General features: G+C 69.4%; 21 protein-coding genes and 4 pseudogenes. 14 read left to right on the plus strand and 11 right to left on the minus strand.

Features of this window, described 5'->3' with window-relative positions; genetic code table 11:
* Nucleotides 1-113 precede the first annotated feature (113 nt).
* From ABZ192_RS30695 to ABZ192_RS30715, 5 genes are all read left to right on the plus strand, one after another.
* The gene (locus ABZ192_RS30695; RefSeq protein WP_356927733.1) at nt 114-1,316 is read left to right on the plus strand and encodes a hypothetical protein; all 1,203 of its coding nucleotides are present in this window, start codon (nt 114-116) and stop codon (nt 1,314-1,316) included.
* 651 nt (nt 1,317-1,967) lie between these two features.
* Nucleotides 1,968-2,750 carry a TIM barrel protein gene (locus ABZ192_RS30700; protein ID WP_356927734.1) on the plus strand — a complete coding sequence of 261 codons (783 nt, stop codon included), beginning with the start codon at nt 1,968-1,970 and terminating at the stop codon, nt 2,748-2,750.
* An 84-nt stretch (nt 2,751-2,834) separates the two neighbouring features.
* Nucleotides 2,835-3,890, plus strand: a complete 1,056-nt coding sequence (locus tag ABZ192_RS30705; protein WP_356927735.1) for a Gfo/Idh/MocA family oxidoreductase — start codon at nt 2,835-2,837, stop codon at nt 3,888-3,890.
* 260 nt (nt 3,891-4,150) lie between these two features.
* The gene (locus ABZ192_RS30710; RefSeq protein ID WP_356927736.1) at nt 4,151-5,176 is read left to right on the plus strand and encodes a LacI family DNA-binding transcriptional regulator; all 1,026 of its coding nucleotides are present in this window, start codon (nt 4,151-4,153) and stop codon (nt 5,174-5,176) included.
* A gap of 238 nt (nt 5,177-5,414) precedes the next feature.
* Complete coding sequence (locus ABZ192_RS30715; RefSeq protein WP_356927754.1) at nt 5,415-6,251, plus strand: alpha/beta hydrolase; 837 nt, start codon at nt 5,415-5,417, stop codon at nt 6,249-6,251.
* Here the strand turns inward: ABZ192_RS30715 and ABZ192_RS30720 are convergent.
* From ABZ192_RS30720 to ABZ192_RS30740, 5 genes are all read right to left on the minus strand, one after another.
* Nucleotides 6,241-6,552 (minus strand): CocE/NonD family hydrolase, encoded by a 312-nt coding sequence (locus ABZ192_RS30720; protein WP_356927755.1) that lies wholly within the window; start codon nt 6,550-6,552, stop codon nt 6,241-6,243. The genes ABZ192_RS30715 and ABZ192_RS30720 overlap by 11 nt on opposite strands.
* Nucleotides 6,450-7,328, minus strand: coding sequence for an alpha/beta hydrolase (locus tag ABZ192_RS30725; protein ID WP_356927737.1), 879 nt, complete (start codon nt 7,326-7,328; stop codon nt 6,450-6,452). The genes ABZ192_RS30720 and ABZ192_RS30725 overlap by 103 nt, the downstream gene beginning before the upstream one ends.
* 28 nt (nt 7,329-7,356) lie before the next feature.
* A complete protein-coding gene (locus ABZ192_RS30730) occupies nt 7,357-8,058 on the minus strand; it encodes an SDR family oxidoreductase (RefSeq protein ID WP_356927738.1) in 702 nt (233 codons plus the stop codon).
* A gap of 341 nt (nt 8,059-8,399) precedes the next feature.
* A complete protein-coding gene (locus ABZ192_RS30735; protein WP_356927739.1) occupies nt 8,400-8,642 on the minus strand; it encodes a hypothetical protein in 243 nt (80 codons plus the stop codon).
* A gap of 158 nt (nt 8,643-8,800) precedes the next feature.
* The gene (locus tag ABZ192_RS30740) at nt 8,801-9,061 is read right to left on the minus strand and encodes a hypothetical protein (protein ID WP_356927740.1); all 261 of its coding nucleotides are present in this window, start codon (nt 9,059-9,061) and stop codon (nt 8,801-8,803) included.
* Nucleotides 9,062-9,181: 120 nt separating this feature from the next.
* Between ABZ192_RS30740 and ABZ192_RS30745 the strand changes: the two genes are divergently transcribed.
* From ABZ192_RS30745 to ABZ192_RS30755, 3 genes are all read left to right on the plus strand, one after another.
* Nucleotides 9,182-10,306, plus strand: coding sequence for a 4Fe-4S binding protein (locus tag ABZ192_RS30745; RefSeq protein ID WP_356927741.1), 1,125 nt, complete (start codon nt 9,182-9,184; stop codon nt 10,304-10,306).
* 37 nt (nt 10,307-10,343) lie between these two features.
* Nucleotides 10,344-11,600, plus strand: coding sequence for a DUF3533 domain-containing protein (locus ABZ192_RS30750; RefSeq protein WP_356927742.1), 1,257 nt, complete (start codon nt 10,344-10,346; stop codon nt 11,598-11,600).
* A 97-nt stretch (nt 11,601-11,697) separates the two neighbouring features.
* Nucleotides 11,698-12,267, plus strand: a complete 570-nt coding sequence (locus ABZ192_RS30755; protein WP_356927743.1) for a TetR/AcrR family transcriptional regulator — start codon at nt 11,698-11,700, stop codon at nt 12,265-12,267.
* Nucleotides 12,268-12,306: 39 nt separating this feature from the next.
* Here the strand turns inward: ABZ192_RS30755 and ABZ192_RS30760 are convergent.
* Nucleotides 12,307-12,471 (minus strand): annotated as a pseudogene (locus ABZ192_RS30760) (TetR family transcriptional regulator); the annotation flags it as partial.
* Between the two features lie 151 nt (nt 12,472-12,622).
* Between ABZ192_RS30760 and ABZ192_RS30765 the strand changes: the two are divergent.
* Nucleotides 12,623-13,438, plus strand: coding sequence for an oxidoreductase (locus tag ABZ192_RS30765; RefSeq protein WP_356927756.1), 816 nt, complete (start codon nt 12,623-12,625; stop codon nt 13,436-13,438).
* 63 nt (nt 13,439-13,501) lie between these two features.
* A complete protein-coding gene (locus ABZ192_RS30770; protein WP_356927744.1) occupies nt 13,502-14,476 on the plus strand; it encodes an NmrA family NAD(P)-binding protein in 975 nt (324 codons plus the stop codon).
* A gap of 289 nt (nt 14,477-14,765) precedes the next feature.
* Here ABZ192_RS30770 and ABZ192_RS30775 read toward each other — a convergent pair whose 3' ends face one another.
* The gene (locus ABZ192_RS30775; protein ID WP_356927745.1) at nt 14,766-15,239 is read right to left on the minus strand and encodes an ATP-binding protein; all 474 of its coding nucleotides are present in this window, start codon (nt 15,237-15,239) and stop codon (nt 14,766-14,768) included.
* 202 nt (nt 15,240-15,441) lie between these two features.
* Here ABZ192_RS30775 and ABZ192_RS30780 point away from each other — a divergent pair, with 202 nt between their 5' ends.
* Entirely contained in the window at nt 15,442-16,611 is a 1,170-nt protein-coding gene (locus ABZ192_RS30780; RefSeq protein ID WP_356927746.1) for a PP2C family protein-serine/threonine phosphatase, read from the plus strand.
* An 89-nt stretch (nt 16,612-16,700) separates the two neighbouring features.
* On the opposite strand, the gene ABZ192_RS30785 is transcribed toward ABZ192_RS30780, so the two are convergent.
* Together ABZ192_RS30785 and ABZ192_RS30790 are read right to left on the minus strand one after the other, a co-directional pair.
* A complete protein-coding gene (locus ABZ192_RS30785) occupies nt 16,701-17,057 on the minus strand; it encodes a hypothetical protein (protein ID WP_356927747.1) in 357 nt (118 codons plus the stop codon).
* Between the two features lie 202 nt (nt 17,058-17,259).
* Complete coding sequence (locus tag ABZ192_RS30790) at nt 17,260-17,739, minus strand: hypothetical protein (protein WP_356927748.1); 480 nt, start codon at nt 17,737-17,739, stop codon at nt 17,260-17,262.
* Between the two features lie 194 nt (nt 17,740-17,933).
* Here ABZ192_RS30790 and ABZ192_RS30795 point away from each other — a divergent pair.
* Nucleotides 17,934-18,452: pseudogene (locus tag ABZ192_RS30795) on the plus strand (sigma factor-like helix-turn-helix DNA-binding protein); the annotation flags it as partial.
* A 159-nt stretch (nt 18,453-18,611) separates the two neighbouring features.
* Here ABZ192_RS30795 and ABZ192_RS30800 read toward each other — a convergent pair.
* Nucleotides 18,612-18,719: pseudogene (locus ABZ192_RS30800) on the minus strand (DUF6207 family protein); the annotation flags it as partial.
* Nucleotides 18,720-18,835: 116 nt separating this feature from the next.
* Here ABZ192_RS30800 and ABZ192_RS30805 point away from each other — a divergent pair.
* Together ABZ192_RS30805 and ABZ192_RS30810 are read left to right on the plus strand one after the other, a co-directional pair.
* Nucleotides 18,836-19,417: an SMI1/KNR4 family protein gene (locus tag ABZ192_RS30805; protein WP_356927749.1), complete on the plus strand. Its 582-nt coding sequence runs from the start codon at nt 18,836-18,838 to the stop codon at nt 19,415-19,417.
* A gap of 25 nt (nt 19,418-19,442) precedes the next feature.
* On the plus strand, nt 19,443-19,952 hold the full coding sequence (locus ABZ192_RS30810) for a GNAT family N-acetyltransferase (protein WP_356927750.1): 510 nt from the start codon (nt 19,443-19,445) through the stop codon (nt 19,950-19,952).
* A 158-nt stretch (nt 19,953-20,110) separates the two neighbouring features.
* Here ABZ192_RS30810 and ABZ192_RS30815 read toward each other — a convergent pair.
* Nucleotides 20,111-20,413, minus strand: a pseudogene (locus tag ABZ192_RS30815) (SulP family inorganic anion transporter); the annotation flags it as partial.

Below are 20,413 nucleotides of genomic sequence, written 5' to 3' on the forward strand. Positions count from 1 at the left end.
ACTCCACTGCGCCGGAACCGATGCCCCTCTCACCAGCCACGCGTCTTGACGTAGAGTGCGGTCGCTCTGCTGCTCAGAGGGTCCGTCACGCAGCGGTCAGGGGGCGACCGGCGATGCCGTTCACAGCGTCTCAAGCGGTGGTCCGCCGGAGCGAGCACTGGTTCGTCCGGCAGGGCACGCCCACCATGATCGAGGGGTACGGCTTCGTCGATCACGTACTCCCCCGGATGCTGCCGTCCCTCGTCTTCGCGGCGCTGGCCGGCCTGGCCTGGCTCGTCCCACTGAGATCCGCAGGCTCGCAGGCGTGGCTCCTCCTCGGCGGCGTGGCCGTGACCACACTGGCCGTATGGGGCGTCGTGACCGCCTTCGTCCGCCGACTCCCTCGCTTCTCGCGCACCAGTGCTGTCGCGGTCCTCGTCGCCTACGCCGCGATGCCGGTCGCGGTGCCTCTCCTCCAGCTCGCCGTCGACGGAACGGTCACCGCACCGGGAGGCCGCGTGGTCGGCCTGCTGGGGTTCGTGATCTTCTTCGCCACCGTCTTCGTGGCCACGCTGCTGGGCACGACGTACGGTTTTGGCACCCTGCTGCGCCGGGCGGTCCGGCACTCGGTCTTCGACCTGCGCAACAGCGTGCACCTGCTGGGCCGCGCGCTGCCCGCGCTGCTCTTCGTGACGCTTTTCCTCTTCTTCACCGGCGAGTTGTGGCAGGCCATGAACCATCTGGCGTGGTGGCGGGTCCTGCTGGTCGTCGTCCTGTTCGGTGTGATCACCGTGCTCGCGGCCGCCGCCCGGTTGCGCGACGAGATCGGCCGCGTCGAACGGGATCTGAGCGTGCCCACACTGTCGGCGGCATGCCAGGGCACACCCTTGGAGGGTGTGCCGGTCCAACGCCTGACGCCCGACGGTCAGCTGCCCGCGTTGCCGCTGACCGCACGGCAGGAGCGCAACCTGCTGCTGATGCTGGCCAGCCGGCAGCTCGTACAGGCGGCGGTGGTCGGCCTGGCCCTGTTCGCCTTCTTCATCACCCTCGGCCTGCTCGTGGTCACGCCCGAGACGGCGGAACAGTGGATCGGCGAGAAACCCGAGACGTCCGTCCTGTCGCCCGTTCTTCCGGTCGCGATGTTGCGCAACGCCGCACTCCTCGCCGGTTTCGGCAGCATGTATTTCGCGGTCACCTCGATGACGGACGCGGACCACCGACAGCAGTTCTTCGCCCCGGTCATCGACGAGATCGAGCGCATCCTCACCGTCCACACGGTCTACGTGGCCGTGCACGAGACCGCCCCGGCCCCGCCCGCTGGAGGGGACAGCCGCTGATGTCGGGGTCGACTCGGACCTGAGCCGTTCGGGTCCGGGCTTTCGAGGCATCCGGCCGGACCGCTGAGCGGCGCTGCCGTTTGGGCATCCTTGACTCAACCCTGACCCGCGATAGCACACATATCGGGCATAAGGGCTGGCAGTGTGGAAGTGCGCCCATCGCTCGCCGCCCATGGTGGGAGGTTCCACCCCATGACTCACATCCCCCGTGCTCACTCTGAGATCCCGGCCCCCCGTCCGGACGTCGCCTCGGCCCGGGGCTGCGAGAGATGCAATGGCTGGGGCACCGTCGTCACCCCCGAGGGCCGTCACGAACTGTGCGCGGCCTGCCAGCAACCCACCAGTACCCCTCCTGCCCCTCCTGCCGCGGTCACCGCCCCGAATTCCTGAGGAACGTTTCCGGCCTCGGGCTCGTCAGGAGCACGTGTCGACGGACCACGCGCCCGGGCCCCACTTCTCGCTGGCCGGCACCATGCACCGCCGGCACAGGACCTTCTTGATGCGCGGTGCGGATGTCCGCGTGAGACTCCTGGAACGTTATAGCCCTCTCTTCCCCCCGGACACTTGACAGAGCCCTGCGGCGGCTGGCGTACTGCTCGTAGCCTATAGAACGTTCTAGTCTCCGGCGCCTCCGGGGAGAGGAGAGCCGCGATGTACGCACTGGCGGTCTGCGCGGAGATGGTCTTCCGCGACCTGCCGATCGAGGAGCGCGCCCGGCGTCTCCACGAGGCCGGCTTCCAGGTCGAGATCTGGGACTGGACGAAGCACGACCTCGACGCCCTCGCCCGGAGTCCCGCCGACATCGTCTCCATGACGGGGTACGTGAGCGGCAGCCTCACCGATGAGGACGGCGCCGCCGAACTGCTGCGCACGGCCGAGGAGTCGCTCGAGGCCGCCCAGCACCTGGGCTGCACCCGGCTGAACCTCCACGGAACCGGGCTGGACGGCCAGGGGCTGCCCGTGGTGCCGGTGTCCGGGGAGCCCACCGGCGCGATGTGGATGGCTGCGCAGCGCACCCTCACCCGGATCGCCGCGCTCGGCGAGAACGCGGGCGTCACCTTCACGCTGGAGAACCTCAACACCGCAGTCGACCACCCCGGCGTGCCCTTCGCGAAGGCCGCCGACACCCTCGCACTGGTCGCCGCCGTGGAACGGCCGGGGCTACGCATGAACCTGGACCTCTACCACGCCCAGATCGGCGAGGGGAACCTGATCGAACTGGTCCGCAAGGCGCATGGCGCAGGACTCATCGGGGAGATCCAAGTGGCGGACGTACCGGGCCGCTGCGAACCGGGAACGGGCGAGATCAACTACCCGGCGATCGCCCGGACGCTGGCCGACATCGGTTACGAGGGCACCGTCGCCATGGAGGCATGGGCCTCCGGCGACAGCGCGGCCGCGCTGGAGCGCTTCCGGTCCGCCTTCACCCTCTGAAACCTGGCGGCCGCGGGACATCCGTCCGCCTCGCCGTCACGCACCACGACCACAGCGTCTACGCAGATCACGGAGCAAGTGCCCATGACTTCGCCCCAGTCCCTCGCGGTCGGCCTCATCGGCGCCGGACGCATGGGCTCCTTCCACGCCGAGACCCTGGCCCGCCGCCTGCCCGGCGTGCGGCTGGCCGCCATCGCCGATCCCGCACCCGGCGCCGCCAAGGAACTGGCCGCGCGCCTCGACTGCCCCACGGCGTACACCGAGATCGGCGACCTGCTCGCCGACCCGGAGATCGAGGCGGTCGTGATCGTCACGCCGGCCCGCACCCACGCCGCACTGGTCGAGGCGGCGGCGCGCGCGGACAAGTCAGTCTTCTGCGAGAAGCCGATGGCCGTCACCCTGGACGAGGCCGACCGCGCCATCGCCGCAGCGCATGACGCGGGCGTGGCCCTCCAAGTGGGCTTCAACCGCCGCTTCGACCCGGGCTTCCGCGCCGCCCACGAGAAGATCACCGCCGGTGGCATCGGCACCCCGCAGCTGTTGCGCTCCCTCACCCGCGACCCCAAGCTGCACGACCCGTCGCGCATCCCGCCGTGGACGGTCTTCCTGGAGACGCTCATCCACGACTTCGACACCCTGCGCTACCTCAACCCCGGGAGCGAGCCGGTCGAGGTGTTCGCGATGGCCGACGCGCTTGTCCGGCCCGACTTCAAGGACCAGGGGCTGCTCGACACCGCCGTGGTGACGATCCGGTTCGACAACGGCGCCATCGCCACCGCGGAGGCCAACTTCCAGGCGGTGTACGGCTATGACGTCCGCGGCGAGGTCAAGGGCTCGAACGGCATGATCACGATGGGCGACCTCCGCCGCACCCACCTCACGGCCTACGGCCCGGCCGGCGCCGCCGCCGAATGCGTCACGTACGACCAGGATCTTTTCCGCGCCGCCTACGTCGCCGAACTGGCCGAATTCACCGACAGCATCCGCGACCAACGCACCCCGTCGGTGACCGGCGAGGACGCGCGGGCCGCGCTGGGTATCGCACTCGCCGCGATCGGTTCGACCACCACGCGCGGCACCGTCCGGGTGGGTGAGATCCGGGAAAGCCCCGCGACCGTGGCGCCGGCGGCATCACGCTGAGCGCAGGCCTCCGCGCCCAGGTCCGCCAAGCGCGGGTGATGGCGGGATAGTCAGTCTCGGTTCCCGGTTCGCGATGGCGGGGAAGCCGTCGGTCAAACGGATCTCGCCACCCCGCACGCCGAGTCCGCATATCCCCTGGGCAGCGATCCCCATCCCTCCGGTGTCCTCGCCTGCCGGGGGCACCGCTCCTCTCCCCCACGTGAGGCTAGAACGTTTTACAATCGGGGCCCAGGATGCGCCCTTCGACCAGGGAGAACACAGTGCCGACGACCCCGGCGGTCCCCGGCGGAAAGCGGCCGACGCTCGCCGACGTGGCAGCACGGGCAGGGGTGTCCACGGCACTGGTCTCCATCGTGATGCGCGGCGCGAAGGGCGCCAGCGCCGCCACCCGCGAGCGCGTCCAGGAGGCCGCACGCGAGATCGGTTACCGCCCGGATGCCCGCGCGCGACTGCTGCGCAGCCACCGTTCGCGGCTGCTCGGGGTGCAGTTCGGCCTCCAGCATCCGTTCCACACCGACCTGGTGGAGGGCATCTACGCGGCGGCCGAACCGGCCGGGTACCAGATCGCGCTGAGCGCCGTGACCGCCGGTCGCGGCGAGCAGCGCGCCGTTGAGACGCTGCTCGCCGATCGCTGCGAGGCGCTGATCCTGCTCGGCCCGCAGGCCCCCGCCGCACGGCTGGCGGATCTAGCCGGGCAGTTTCCGGTCGTCTCCGTGGCCCGTCGGCTGCGACCGGCCGTCCCGGGCCTGGAGGTGGTACGGACCGCCGACGACAAGGGCGCCCGCCAAGCGGTGGACCACCTCGTCGCACTGGGTCACCGCGACATCGCCCACATCGACGGCGGACGGGCACCGGGCGCGGCCGACCGGCGCCGCGGCTACCGCACCGCCATGAACCGCCACGGCCTGTCCGACCACATCCGCGTCCTCCCCGGCGGGCTGACCGAGGAGGAAGGTGCCGAAGCCGCCCGGACGCTTGCGGACACCCACCCGCGCCCCACCGCCGTACTGGCCTTCAACGACCGCTGCGCGACCGGCGTCCTCGACATCTTCCTCCGCAGCGGCATCGCCGTCCCTGGTGACATCTCCGTCGTCGGCTTCGACGACAGCCATCTGGCCCGTCTCTCCCACATCGACCTCACCACCGTCGGCCAGGACATCCCGCGCCTCGCCTCACTCGCCGTCGCCCGGGCCGTCGCGCGTCTGGATGGCGACCAGGTCCCCGCCGGAGAACAGATCATCGCCCCCCACCTCGTCGTCCGGGGCACCACCGCACCGCCCCGCTGACCCCGCCCGGGCGCGCCCGGTTCGAGTGATGGTGTCGCGTCAGTGGGCCCTGCGCTGTTGATGGATCGATCGAGGCTCGCCGCTTCGGCAGTCGGCTCGTGGTTGCCCCTTGCGTGATCAGCGACGAGCCTCCATCATCAGGAATCCTGATACTTTAAGTTTGTAGCGATGGGGTCCCGTCATGTCATTCAGGCCCAGAATCCAGGCCAGAGGGGTTCAGCTGCTGCTCGGCCGAATGATGAGCCGCGTGCACAAGGATCTGCGCTTCACCGACATCCCGAAGCGCACGGAATCCATCCGGGTGGAGACCGGCGCCGGACCGGTGACGTGCACCGTCTACCGCCCGTCGGCCCCCGCCGCAGACCCTGCCCCCGTGTACGTCAACTTCCACGGCGGCGGGTTCGTGATCGCCCGCTCCCAGCAGGACGACCACATCTGCCGCTACATAGCCGCCACGGCCGGCTGCGTGGTGATCAACGTGGACTACGCCGTCGCCCCGCAGCGGCCGTACCCCGTACCCGTCACCCAGGCGTACGACGTCACCGCCTGGGTGGCCGAGAACGGCACCGCCAACGACTGGGACGGTTCGCGACTCGCCGTGGGCGGACACAGCGCCGGGGCCAACCTGACCGCCGCGGTCTGCCGGACCGCTCGGGACCGCGGCACCTTCACGCCCCGCCTCCAGATCATCGACTCGGCACCGCTCGACCAGCTCGCCGACCCGGCCACCAAGCAGTCACCCATCATCAAGCCCCTGCTCACCCCTCAGCTCATGCGGGTCTTCACCGCCGCCTACGTCCCCGATCCGGCCGACCTCGCCCATCCGCTGGTGTCGCCCGGACTGGCCGACGACCTCGCCGGGCTGCCGCCCGCCCTGGTCATCACCGCGGAGAACGACCGCCTGCGCGACGAGGGCGATGCGTACGCCAAGGCCCTGGAAGCCGCCGGCGTTCCGGTCACCCACCGTTGCTTCGAGGGCGTCGACCACTACTTCACCCACACCGGCCCGGTACCGGCCGGGAAGGAAGCCATCGATCTGATGGCCGGCACCCTGCGCACGGCACTCACCGCCTGACCGATGACGGGGGCGCGTAGCCGAGCTCGGGCAACTCCGGCGGCTTCGACAGTGCCGCCCTCCACTGGGTGTTGCCGGAGTAGCTGCCTCCGATCATGCCGACCGGACCGCTGGAGCCGGGGAGAGCGGCGGCCCACCGTACGGTGTCGTAGCCGTCGCTCTCCTCGTGCGTGGTCCTCGGGTCAGTGGTCCCGGGGGTCAGGCCACCGCGTTCAACAGGTCGGCCAGCACGTCGGGCCGTTCCAGAGCGATGAAGTGGCCGGCCTTGGGGATCTGCGTGAAGCCGGCGGCCGGCAGCAATTCCTTGTTGGCTTGCCGGTCCGAGGGGCGGGACCAGTCCTTCTCGCCGTAGACGAGGTGGATGGGGGCCTTGACCGCGGGGTAGCGCGAGCGGGCGGCGATGAGGCTGGGAAGGGCCTGGTACACGGCACGGGCGACGGTCGGGTAGCCGGGGTGGCTGCCCACCTGGAGGAGCTCGTCCAGGTACTCCTCCCGCAGCGCGCTCTTGTCGCCGAGGCCGCCCTGCAGGATCTTGCGGAGGGCGGGCTTGGGCTCCACCCCGGCGATCAGCGGGCCCACTCCCGGTGCGAGGACACCGCTGACCACCACACGGGCGAGAAGAGAGGACCGGGCGATCCCACCGCGGAAGTCGTAGGCGTTGACCGCCACGATGCGCCGGACCCGCTCAGGGAGATCGGCCGCGGTGGTCAGGGCGAGCACCGCCCCCATGGACTCCCCCACCAACGTCACGTCGTGGAGGTCGAGTTCGGTCAGGAGCCGCTCGACGCCCGCGCGCATGGCCGGCTCGTCGTACGACGCGCCGGGCACGATCTCGGAGTAGCCCATCCCCGGCAGATCCAGGGCGTACACGGTGTAGTGGTCCGCGATCAGCGGGATGAGGAAGCGGAAGTGTTCGGCCTGGGTGCGCACGGTGTGCAGCAGGACCAGGGGAGCGCCGGTGCCCGCCTTGAGATATCGCAGCGTTCCCTCGCGGCCGCCACGTCCCGCGCGCGGGGCGAGGGTGTGGCTCGTGGTCCCCGGAACGTGGATCGTGGGACGTGATTCGCGGTCGGGCATCTCGCCGACTCCTTGTGTGTGAGAGGGGCTACTTGGCCAGCTGGGCGTACAGGTCGGCCAGGTCTCCGGCGAGGCCCGCCTTGACCTGCCGTGAGATGTCGTCGGCGAGGACCTCGTACGCGCCCGTCTCGATGCCGTCGAGGGCGAGCGCGGCGACCTCTCGAGGGTCGGACTTGGGCGCCTCGACGCCTGCCGTCAGGTCCGTGTCAACGTAGCCGACGTGGAGTCCGGTGACGGCGATGCCGCGCGGCTGGAGCTCCAGGCGCAGGGAGTTGGTCTGCGACCACAGGGCGGCCTTGGAGGCGCTGTAGGAGCCGCCGAGGGCCAGCCAGGAGAGCACCGAGTGCACGTTGAGGAGGTGGCCGCCGCCGTTGCGCTCGATGACCGGCACGAAGGCCCGGGCGACCAGGAGCGGGCCGTAGAAGTTGGTCTCGAACTCCCGGCGGACGTCGTCGACCGGGGAGTCGAGGAAGGACGCGCCGACCGAGGCACCGGCGTTGTTGATCAGTACGGTGACGTCTTCCGCCTGTGCGGCGGCCGCCGCCACGGACGCCGGGTCGGTGACCTCCAGTGCCACCGGGACCGCGTCCGGGTGCGTCACGCTGCGCGGGTCGCGGGCCGTGGCGTAGACCTTTCCGGCACCGCGCGCGTACAGCTCCTCCACCAGCGCCTTGCCTATGCCGCGGCTGCCGCCGGTGACGAAGACGTTGGCGCCCTTCAAAGCGGTCATGACTCTCTCCACAGAATGAGAAACCGATCGGTTTCCACTAAGGTAAACCGATCGGTTTCAAGACGCAAGTCCGGCAGAGTCACCGGCTTACCCCGGCTTCACCGGGGCGTTCCGTATCCGTGGATCCCCCGGATGACGAGCTCTCCTGCCTGCCCCGCCTGGTCGATGTCGGCGTCCTACCGACGGGAGGGGTTCATCACGCCCTGCCCGTTCCGTCCGCGGAGACGAGCGGGAAAGACGGCGAGGACCACGAGAGTGCCGCCGACGAGGCGGCATCCGGCGGGGCCGCCGCGAGGGTCGAGGCCCTCATCGAGAACATGGGCCGGCAGATCTCCGACGCGTCACCGCACCGCCCGGCACTCGCCGAGAGCCTCGCAGCGCTGAGCCGCCTCGGCGCCGACGACACGGCCGACGACCTCACCCCGTACGCGCGGCTCGCCACCTCGCCCGCGGGCCTGGATGTCGCACAGCTCGAAGGGATCGAGGACCGGATCACCCTCGCCGAGCGGGCGGTGGTCCTCAGTGTGCTGTTCGAACCGGTCGTCAGGCTGCTGCGGTGCCTGGCCCAGGAGGACGCGAACCATCGTCGCCACGATCGTCGTGCGTGCGGGCGGGGGGGGGAGCCGGCGGAGCGAGTCCCCTGGCGGGTACCGGCGTCCCCTGGCGGGTGCCGGCGTCCGCTGGCGGGTGCCGACGTCCGCTGGCGGGTGCCGACGGGGCACCGGCACCCCGCTCGCAGGGCTCAGCCAGCAGCGACGGGGACCCGCTTGTCGGCGGTGTCGTCGGCCGGCATGTCGGTCTCCTTGATGCCGAACCGGTCGTAGCCCGTCGGATCGAAGCCGAGCAGGTGGTGCAGATGTCCGTTCTGGAAGATCCAGACCAGGACGCCGAAGGTCGCGGTCAGCGACAGCATGTTCATCGCGATGGCCTTCAGCGGCAGCAGGACCCAGCCGAACGCGAGGAACAGCAGGAGGTACGTCATCACCGCGATGTAGAGCAGCATCCACGGCAGAGTCTCGCCAGACCGCTCCTTGCGCGTGGAAACCGATCGGTTTACGCTGTCGAAACTGATCGGTTTCTCGCCCCGGGCGAGTCTCACCACCCCACTCACGAGGAGCATTGGATGACTACCGCGCGCGACGTCGAGGGGCAGTCGGCGGATCCCAGGATTCCAGCGAAGCTGGCTGCGCACCCGTCCGTGCGGGCCGTGCTCGCCCGGCGTGCGGCGGGTGACGTCACGAGTCCGCCGGCGGTGATCGACGCGGCCTGGCTGCGCGAACTGTGCCTGGCGGCCGGTGCGGACGACGCGGCCGCGGTCAGTCTGGACCACCCCGACCTCGCCGGCGAGCGCGAGCACGTGCAGTCCGCGTTGCCCGGCACCCGCACCCTGATCGCGATGGCGGTCCGGATGAACCGCGACAACTGCCGCTCCCCCGCCCGCAGTGTGGCCAACCAGGAGTTCCACCAGACCGACGAACAGGCCAACCACGCCGCCCGCAGCGTCACCCAGGCACTCCAGGACGCCGGCTACCGCGCGCTCAATCCCTCCGTCGGCTTTCCCCAGGAGATGGACCGCTTCCCCAGCGAGCGGATCTGGGTGGTGGCGCACAAGACGGTCGCGGTGGCCGCGGGGCTCGGCGTGATGGGCCTGCACCGCAACGTCATCCACCCGAAGTTCGGCAGCTTCGTCCTGCTCGTGACCGTCCTGGTGGACGCGGAGGTGAGCGAGTACGGGCAGGCGCTGGACTACAACCCCTGCATCGACTGCAAGTTGTGCGTCGCGGCCTGCCCGGTCGGCGCCATCAGCAAGGACGGGGCGTTCGACGCGCTGGCCTGCACCACGCACAACTACCGCGAGTTCATGAGCGGGTTCACCGACTGGGCGCAGACCGTGGCCGACAGCGAGGACGCCGCCGACTACCGCTCCCGCGTCACCGATTCCGAGAGCGCCTCCATGTGGCAGAGCCTGAGCTCACCGCCCGGCTACAAGTCCGGCTACTGCCTCGCCGTCTGCCCCGCCGGGGAGGACGTCCTGGGCCCCTACCTGGACGACCGCAAGACCTTCATGGACACCGTCCTGCGACCGCTCCGGGACAAGAAGGAAACGCTGTACGTCCTACCGGGCTCCCACGCGCAGGAGTACGCCCGACGCCGCTTCCCCCACAAGCCCGTCAAGGAAGTCACCGGCGGCTGGCAGCCCCCGGCGAAACGCTCCGGGTCCCCCGACCGAGAGACACGTACGGCATGAGTGGCATTCCCCCTTTCGCGTCCTGCGCGCCAAGCTCTTGTGGATCGCGAACGGCGTCATCACGGGCGTACTCGCGCTGCTGTTCGCCGTGTTCTACGTCGGCGCCAACATCGACCCGGTCGATCACCTGTCGAAGCTGCCCGTCGGCCTGGTCGACGCCGACAAGGGAGCCGCTGTCGGCGGCAATCAGGTCGACCTCGGGGCGCAGATCACGGAATCGATCAAGAAGTCCACCGCGGCCGGGGACAAGATCGACTGGAAAGTGATGGGCGAGAAGGAGATGCGGGAGGAACTCGGCAAGGGCAAGCTGTTCGGCGCGCTCGTGGTGCCCGCCGACTTCACCGCCTCCGCCACCGCGCTGACCGGCGGCGTGCCCGACGGGACCCCGGCCCGCCCAACGCTGAGGGTGCTGACCAACCAGTCCGCCGGCAGCCTGGGCTCCAGCCTCGCCCGGACGGCGACGACCCAGGCGGCCGAGAACGCCTCGCTCCAGGTGGGCAAGGAGCTGACCGCCCAGATCGGGACCGCGCAGGCGAAGCTGCCCGCAGCGGCACGCGTCCTGCTCGCCGACCCGGCTGCCGTCGCGGTCGAGGACGGCCACCCCCTCGACTCGAACAGCGGCCTGGGCCTGACGGCGTTCTACTACGCACTCACCCTCGTGGTCGTCGGCATGCTCTCCGCCAACGTCATCGGCGGCCAGGTGGACCACGCCCTCGGCTACACCCACAACGACATGGGACCGCTGCGCCTGCACCGCCCGCTGATCAGGGCGACCCGGGCGCAGACCCTCGCCATCAGCGGCACCCTCATGACCGGACTGTCCCTGCCGATGGGCACCCTGGTCATGGCGGGCGCGGTCGGCATCATGGGCATGGACGCCTCCCACCTGCCACTGCTGTGGCTGTACTCGGTGTGCGCCATCGCCGTCTCCGGCATCGGCGCGCTCACCCTCCTCGCGGTCTTCGGCACGCCCGGCATGCTGGTGGTCACGCTGGTCTTCATCGGGATGGCGGTACCCACGGCCGGCGCCGCCACCCCCATCGAGGCACTGCCCGGCTTCCACCGCTTCCTCGCGGAGTTCGAGCCGCTGCGGCAGATCACCGGCGGTGTCCGCTCGATCCTCTACTACGACGCCCAGGGCGACGCGGGCCTGACCCGGGGCTGGGTCATGATGGCCGCCGCTCTCGTGGCCGCCGCACTGTTCGGCTTCGGCGTACTGGGGTGGTACGACCGCAAGGGACTGCACCGCATCCCAGGGGAGACGACGGCGGAGAAACCCACCGTCCCGGCGTAACGGCAGGTCACCGAGACGGGCCATGACTCGGAGTGGCCTCGGAGCCCATGAAAACCGATCGGTTTTCTTTTTGTCCGCTTCGGGTTAACCTCGCGGTATGACCACCGAAGTGAAGAGAAGCCCCAGGGAGCGGCTGCTGGAGGCGGCGGCCACGCTCACCTACCGAGACGGCGTCAGCATCGGCGTCGAGGCGCTGTGCAAGGCGGCGGGGGTGTCGAAGCGCTCCATGTACCAGCTGTTCGAGAGCAAGGACGAACTCCTGGCAGCAAGCCTGAAGGAGCGCGCCTCCGCCTATGTGGCGACCCTCCTGCCCGCCGCGGACGACCGCCGTTCACCCCGCGAACGGATCCTGCACGTCTTTCGGCAGGTGGAGTCGCAGGCGGGCACGCCCGAGTTCCGGGGCTGCCGATACCTGGCCGTGCAGATCGAGCTCAAGGATCAGAGTCACCCCGCGAGCCGGGTCGCCCATCAGGTCAAGGGGAACCTGACCGCGTTCTTCCGCGACGAGGCCGAGCAGGGCGGGGCGGGCGATCCGGATCTGCTGGCCCGCCAGCTCAGCATGGTCTTCGACGGCGCCAGCGCCCGCGCGGGAATCCACGCCGACAACCTGACCGGGCTCATCGCACCCACGGTGACCGTCCTGCTCGACGCGGCAGGCGTACGCTGACGCACTCGTCCAGAACACTCCCCCACCGCCCGGCACTCGCGGAAGCCCTCTGGCCGTAAGTGTGTTGCCAAGCATGCCGCAAGCGAAGAAGTTCGCCGTCTCGCCCGTGTCGGCACCCAGCGACAGGTGCACGGTCTCCCAGATCCTCGTCCAGCCGGCCCGGACGACCTCGCCGATCAGGCCATCGCCCTGCGCCTCGGCGGCATACCCCTGCCTTCCCGGATGGCGCTCTCGCGCCTCTCCAGCGCACTGATCCTGCCCCATGACGTCATCCTCCCCGCTTGACCTTGCATGTTGAAACCGATCGGTTTACTGTAGTGGAAACCGATCGGTTTCTAATGAGCGGGAGTCCATGATGACGACGGATCAGCCGGTGGCACTCGTGACGGGTGCGTCATCCGGCATCGGGAAGGAAACCGCGCTCGCCCTGGTCGCAGCGGGGTTCAACGTGGTCGGCACAAGTCGTGACACCTCACGCGTCGCCCCGCTCGACGGCGTGACGTTCCTCGGACTCGACGTCGCCAGCGATGCCTCGGTCGCCGCGGCGGTCCAGGAGGTGAGCGAGCGGTTCGGGCGGATCGACGTCCTGGTCAACAACGCCGGCGTCGGCTCGATGGGTGCGGCGGAGGAGACCTCCGTCGAGCAAGCCCAGTCCGTCTTCGACACCAACGTTTTCGGGGTCATGCGCATGGTGAACGAGGTCCTGCCGCACATGCGCGCTCAGCGACGCGGGCGCATCATCAACATCTCGTCCGTGCTCGGATTCCTGCCCCAGCCCTACATGGCCGCCTACGCCGCCTCCAAGCACGCGATCGAGGGCTACACCGAGTCCCTGGACCACGAGACCCGTGACCACGGCGTCCGGGCGCTCATCGTCCAACCCGCGTACACCAGCACCGGGTTCGAGGCCAACAGCGCGAAGCCCGACACCCCCCTGCACGCGTACGCCAAGCAGCGGCAGACCGTCGACCGCGTGATGGCGCAGGCGGTCAGGGACGGCGACGCCCCCGCCGTCGTCGCCCGGGCGATCGTCGCGGCGGCGACCGACACGAAGCCGAAGCCGCGCTACACCGCCGGGCCCCTGGCCGGACGCGCACGCGTACTGCGCCGCCTCGCTCCCCCCGGGGTCTTCGACAAGCAGATCCGCAAGATGAACCGGCTGACCGGCTGACGCGCAGGCGCTGCCCGGGCTTTCTGAGCAGCCGTCCCACCTCCCCCAGACAAAGGAACCTTGATGTCAGAGCGCAATCCCATCCTGATCACCGGTGCCGCCGGCGAGATCGGTGGTGTGAGCCGGACGATGGTCGACTTGCTGCTTGAACAAGGGCACCCGGTACGGGCGTTCGTACGCCAGGACGACGAACGCGCGCACTCGCTCCGCCAGGCCGGCGCGGAGGTCTTCGTCGGTGACCTGCTCACCATCGCCGACGTGACCGCCGCGCTGAAGGGGGTGCGGCGCATCTACTTCAGCATGAGCCTGTCGCCGTACTACACCGACGCCGTGAGCCTGATGGCCGCGGCGGCGCGGGCCCAGGGCGACATCGAGGTGTTCGTCAACATCTCCGAGTACGAGCAGTCGTTCATGACCTTCGACAAGATGACCGCGCCGGAGGAAGAGCGGCGTACGCACCTCGGCGGCCTCGTCGCCAACTGGTCGCCGCAGCAACGGGCCCACTGGGTCGCCGAGCGGGTGCTGGAGTGGTCCGGTGTCCCGACCGTCAACATCCAGGCGGCCTTCTTCGTCGAGAACCCCATCATGACCTGGCTGGCCCTGAGCTCACTGGCCGACGGTGAACTGCGCCTGCCCTTCGGTGACCACCGGCTCGCGCCCATCGCCGGTTACGACGTCGCGGAACTGTGCGCGAAGATCCTGGCCGACCCGGCGCCGCACATCTCCAAGTCCTACGCGCTCACCGGCCCGGAGCTGAAGGACATGCACGAGATCGCGGAGGACTTCACGGCCGTGCTGGGGCACCCGGTCACCTACGTTCCCGAAGACATCGAAACCTGGAACGAGACCTACGTGGACACCAACATGTCCGCGTACCCGCACATCGCGGAGCACCTGAAGACCCTGACCCGGATCATCGGCCGCGGAGGATACGGCGGCATCACCGACGAGCTGGAAACCCTGCTCGGACGCCCGCCGAAGACCGTGCGCTGGGCGTTGGAGAACCATCCGCGCATCCGGAAGCCGGCGACTGCCTGAGCGGCTGAGCGGTCCGGGCAGGACGAGAACACCACCGCGCGGCCTGCGGACCGGACACGGGTGGAGGCCGCCTCGAACCACGCTCGGCGGAGCAGCGCCGAGGCGGCTCCCCGAGGACGGATCTTGAAGGGCCAGGCACCCGTGTGCACTGCAACCACTCCGCGTGACCGGCCTCGGCGCCGACAGCCCTCACACGGAGAGTGAGCCATGTCAACGCGACTCCGGCCTGTCATACAGTGCCGTGCCCGGGTGTCCGTCTCACGCCGGACCAGCGGAAACCGCACCTGAGTCACAGCCGGCGGCCGGTGACGTCCCCGCCCGGATCGTCGGCCAGCGCGATGGCCGTGGTGATCCGTTTTCCCACGGGTTCACGGCGGACCGTGAAGCTCTGGCCGACCGCCATGACGATCTCCAGCCCGTGCTGGCCGATCCGCATCGGGTCGGGCGCGAGGATCGCCGGCGGCGTCGGGTTGCTGTCCCACACGGTCACCTCCACCGCGCCGCCGGTGACTTCCAGCGTCAGCAGGCACGGGCCGGGTGCGTACTTGCGGGCGTTGGTCACCAGCTCGCTGACCACGAGCTGCACCATGCCCATCGCGCGCCCGGACACCGGCAGCCCGTGCACGGCCTGGACGTCGGCGAGGAAGCTGCGGGCCAGATCGCGGGCGGCGGCGATGTCCTCGCTGTTCTCGAACGCCCCCGACACCGATACGAGGTTCTCCACCAGAGACTGCTCGCCCTCACCGCCCGTCGACTGCTCCACGCCTGCCCACCCCCTGTACCCAAACGTCCTGCGATCCGATTACCCCCGAACCTTCACATCAGGCCTGCTGGGGCAGTCAGGGGGGTGACGTCTCCGGTGGTCTTTCCTGTTCCGGCGTCTACAGGCTGAGGCATGTGTCACAGCCGTGCTGTGCCTGTCGCGTCGGCGGGAAGACGAATGGGCAACACAAAAGGAGGCTGACGTGGCACGCGATCGGATCGGACTGGCTGAGGTGCTGGCAACGGCGGAGGACGCCGCACCGGTGGCCTCCCTCGATGTCGTGGCGCGCAACCTGCGCGACCGGTTCGGCGCGCGGCACGTGTCGTTCCTGTGCGTCGACGTCGTCGGCCAGCGCCTGCTGCGGGTCAGCGAGGAGGCGGCTACGCGACAGGAGCGCCGCGCCGAACAGGTTCCCTTCGACGACAGCATGTACGACGAGGTCCTGCGCGCCCAGGAACTGGTGCAGGCTCCGGAGGGCGAGCGCGGGCAGCGGGTACTCGCCCCCGTCACCAACCGCGGCGACGCCGTCGGTGTCCTGGAGCTGCTCCTTCCCCAGGTCACACAGGATGTGCTGGAGCAAGTGGAAGAGGCCGCGCATGCGCTGGCGTACATCATCGTCACCGATCGCCGGTTCACCGACCTCTACCACTGGGGCAACCGCACCACCTCGGTCAGCCTGGCCGCGGAGATCCAGCGCCAGTTGCTGCCCTCGGCCCCTTCGTGCGAGGCGGCCGAGTTCGCCCTCGCCGGCGCCCTGGTCCCGGCCGCCGACATCGCCGGTGACACCTACGACTACGCCGTCGACCAGGACACCCTGCACCTGTCCATCACCGACGCCATGGGTCACGACGTCGACGCCGCCCTCATGGCCACCCTCCTGGTCAATGCATCCCGTGGCGCCCGCCGCGCCGGGGTCGACCTCGCCGAACAGGCCCGCCAGACCCACCAGGCCCTCCTCGACCACGGCAGACGCACCTTCGCCACCGGCCAGCTGCTGCGCATCGCCCTGGACGGGACCGGTGCCCAGCTCGTCAACGCGGGCCACCCCTGGCCCCTACGACTGCGCGACGGCACGGTGGCCGAGCTGAACCTCGCGGTGAACCTGCCCTTCGGCGTCGCCGCGCACAAGGGGCCCTACAAGGTGCAGAACCTCGATCTGTGCCCCGGTGACCGCCTCGTGCTCTACACCGACGGCATGCAAGAGCGCCAGGCGCAAAAAGTCGACCTCCCGGGCCTCATCCGTGACACCGCCGGCGAGCACCCGCGCGAGGTCGCGCGCAATCTGGCCACCACAGTCACCGACGCCTGCAACGGGCACCCGGAAGACGACGCCACCGTCCTGTGCCTGGACTGGCACGGCTCCCAGAGTTGAGAGCGCGTCCGCGTCAGTGGGATTCACCAGGAGAGTGGCCGGCCGTGCCAACGGAGCTTCTCTTCCGGCTTATCGGCGACGGAAGCGGATCACGCCTTCGGCAGCCGCCACAACTGCGGGAACGCGAGCATGTCGTCGAAGAGGTCGAACGCCGGGTGCTCCAGGGTCACGGTGGCGGCGTCGCCGGTGAAGAGTGCGGAGCACTTGACGGCCAGTCGCTCCATGGGCGGCACGTCGGATGCCAGCGGCTTGACCAGGCGGTAGCCGATGGTCGAGTGGAACTGGTAGGTCTCGAAGTTCGACGCCCGGAGCTCCAGCAGGGCGCTCAACTCCCGTCGGATCGTCCAGAGCGTGTTGAAGGTGGCCTCGTCGGCCGGGGTGAGGTTCATCGTGAAGCCGGTGTCGAAGGGGCCGAACCCCTCGGCCTTCATCGTGATCGGGCCCACCGGGGTCAGCGTCGACTCCTGGAGGCGCGCGAGGATGGACAGGTGAAAAGTGCCGGAGCGACCTGACGGTCGGATGGACCCGGGGCTACACCCAGGCGGAGCAACTGTGAGCCTGTCCCAGCCATAGCCGCCCACGCCTGCCCTACTGTCCTGCCGGCCCGCGCATAGGACGCCGGAAAGCAGAAGCGGATCCTCTCTTCCGCTACTTGCCGGCCGCCGGATCGCCGTCGCCGAGGCCGATCCACCAGTGTCCGTCGTCCTTGACCAACAGCAGTTCCTGCCGCTGACCGGTCTCCTCGTACGCCACTGTCACCGGGTTGAAGTAGTCGACGGACCCCTCCAGCACAGTGACCTCTACGTGCCCGCCCGCTGCTTTGCCGTACTCGCGTACATACTTGGCTGCGGCCGCTCCGGGCTGCTTGTAGGCGGGCCCGGCGAGCTCGGCGAGTCCCTTGGCGTCGCCGTCTTTGAGCCGTTGCACATAGATCCGGACGAGGGTGTCGACGTCCTCGGCCGTCTCCTCCACGTCGGGATACACGGACTTCTCCGCACGCACCGTCACGTCGACCCTGGGCGAATCGGCCAGGGCATAGGGCGCCCGGAACCAGTTCCACCACACCGCCGCGGCGATCCCGGCCACGACGAGTACGCCACCGCACAGCACGACGACCCGCTTCTTCATACGCATCCTCCCCTCACTACCAGTTGGGCTTGACGCGGATGATCGACTAGTCGGTTCCCCAGAAGGAGCCTGTCAGAACGGGGAGTCTTGGCCGAGACGACAGCCGCCTCCGGGCGGCCTGGAATCTGCCCGAGCAGCTGCTGGTCTCGTGCGACGTCGCGATGGAGTCCTCGCTGCTCGGCGAGTCGCTGAGCATGGCGGTCCTGGTGATGATGGAGACGCTGTCGCCGCTGGAGCGTGCGGTGTTCGTGCTGCACGAGGTGTTCGGCTTCAGCTTCCCCGAGGTCGGCAAGGCGGTCGACCGCACCGAGACGGCGGTACGCCAGCTCGGCAGCCAGGCCCGGCGCCATGTGCGATTGCGCAACCGGCGCTTCGGGCCCGATCGCCGGCAGGCCCGTGAGATCACCGAGCGCTTCCTCGCTGCCTGCCTCGACGGCGACGTGGAAGCGCTCATGGCTGTGCTCACCCCCGACGTGACGATGTGGGCGGACGGCAACGGCCACGCGGAGCCCCCGCGTGTCCCGCTGCACGGCGCCGCCGCCATCGCCGAGTACTTCGCGTCCACGGCGGGCCACTACCCGGCCGGGCTGGTGGTCCGCATGCACGAGCACCGTCCTAGCCACACCGGCCGGCGTGTTCGCCGTGGTCACCGTGGACGTCGACGTGGCCGACGGACTCCCCCGCATCACGGCCGTCGGCGCCGTGCGCAACCCGGAGCATCCGTGGTCCAGGGCCGGTGGCCGCATCCCGAAGGCCGTGCCGGGAAGCGGCTTCCGGAACTGCGAGAACCGACCCGTTCGCGCAGCTTCCTGCCGTCCGCCATTCTGACCGGCACCCCGCGTCGCCTGCTCCGCTGTCACCGTCGCCCACCGGTAGGCGAGCAGCTGCTGAAAGGCGAGCGCGATGGCGTCGTCGGCGGCCGCGACGTCGACGACGACCATGCCCGGCTCGGTGACGGGTCCATGTGGGGCATTGCGCATGGGCTGCCGGACAGGTTCCGCCACCGTGGTGTCTACACCCGACCGAGTGCTGGTGTGTTCAGAAGCCGTCTCGAATCCTCCCGTTCAGCGGCGCGTCCAACTGGCATGATCCCAGGATGACTTCGTCGATATCCGAGTCGTGGACACGTATAGAGGCTTGGCTCGCCCAGCGCACGCCTCGTACGTTGGCTGCCCTGGGCCCCCCGGCGGAGCGCTCGGCGATCGCCGTGGCCGAACAGTCCATCGGCCAGCCGTTCCCCGAGCCCTTGGTGGAGTCCTTGCTCCGGCACAACGGCATGGGCCACTACGACCTGCTGCCGCCGTTCTGGTCTTTGCTCGAGGTGCAGAGCATCACCAGGGCATGGCAGACACGTATGAAGATCTACGGAGATGAGCTGGCGGGAGCAGAGGAAGGCGACCCGGACGGGGAATACGGGCCGTGGTGGCATGCGCAGTGGGTCCCCTTCGCCTTTAACGGTGCAGGGGACTACCTCATCGTGGACCAACGCCTGTCTCGTCGCCGCGGAAGGATCGGCGAGGCCGATCATGAAACGGGGTGCTCCTTTTCGTCCCATCCCATGTGGGCGTCGCTTCCGGCTCTCCTGGATGCGACAGCCACGGCGCTGGAGACCGGCGAGGCGGTGGACGGGTACCTGCCAGTCGCAGCCGACGGGGAGGAACTGGACTGGGTCTTCTGATCCGGCGAACTTGGAGGAGAAGCCAGTGCAGTTGCGCAACGTACTACCGGACGATATCGATGCCTATGTCCGCATGCGGTGCGATCCCGTCATGATGGCCAACCTCGGCGGGCCTCTGCCGCGTGAGGGGATGGCAGACACGGTCCGTCGGGATGCCCAGCAGGCAGCAGCCGGCCTTGCGTGGGTCAAGATGATCGTTCCCGATCCGGTTGCCCCCGAAGTGGTGGCAGGGACGGTGACCATCCGATTCCGTGACATCGGTGAGGGACCGATCTCCGAGATCGGCTGGATGGTTCTGCCCGAATTCCAGGGACAGGGAATGGGCAAGCGTGCAGTCCGCGCGCTCCTGGAGCAGTCCCGGGATCAAGACCGCTGGGGGGTCGTGCATGCTTTCCCGGCAACAGACAACGCAGCGTCCAACGGCATCTGCCGTTCCGTCGGCTTCCGGTTCCTTTCAGAGGTCGACGTGACCTTCGCAGGCCGGGTTTTCCGGACCAACCACTGGGCCATACACCCGGGGACAGATCTGACCTGATGACGCCGGCCTCAAGGCCCTGTGTTCGGTTTTGCGGCAGGGTCAGCCGACCGCAGTGTGCTGCGCCTGTGCCTTGGTGTGGGCGAGTTTGAGGGGCTGTTCCGCGACTGTCCGAGGAGTTCTAGACCCCACGGCCAGCGTGTGCACCGCCCGGCTACTCAACGGTGCCAGGTGTTCGCCGCGGCGTTCTCGGCGGATGTGGCCTTCACCGGCTCGGTTACCTTCACCGGCTCCGTGCCCGTCGCGCTGTGGCGCTCCGCCCAGCTCTCCAGGGCCGTGCGGCAGGCGTGGTCGAGGTGGTGCAGACCCGAGAGGTCCAGCTCGACCGGGCGGTCCTGCGGCAGCGCCTCCAGGCTGTCGAGGATGTTCGGCAGCCGCAGGAACGTCGCGTTGCCCGACAGGTACGCCTGGATCGGGCCGGCGCCCTTGTCTATGACCTCCAGCTTGACGTGCGAGGCCTC

Source organism: Streptomyces sp. NPDC006235, from assembly GCF_040613735.1.
Lineage (GTDB): Bacteria > Actinomycetota > Actinomycetes > Streptomycetales > Streptomycetaceae > Streptomyces.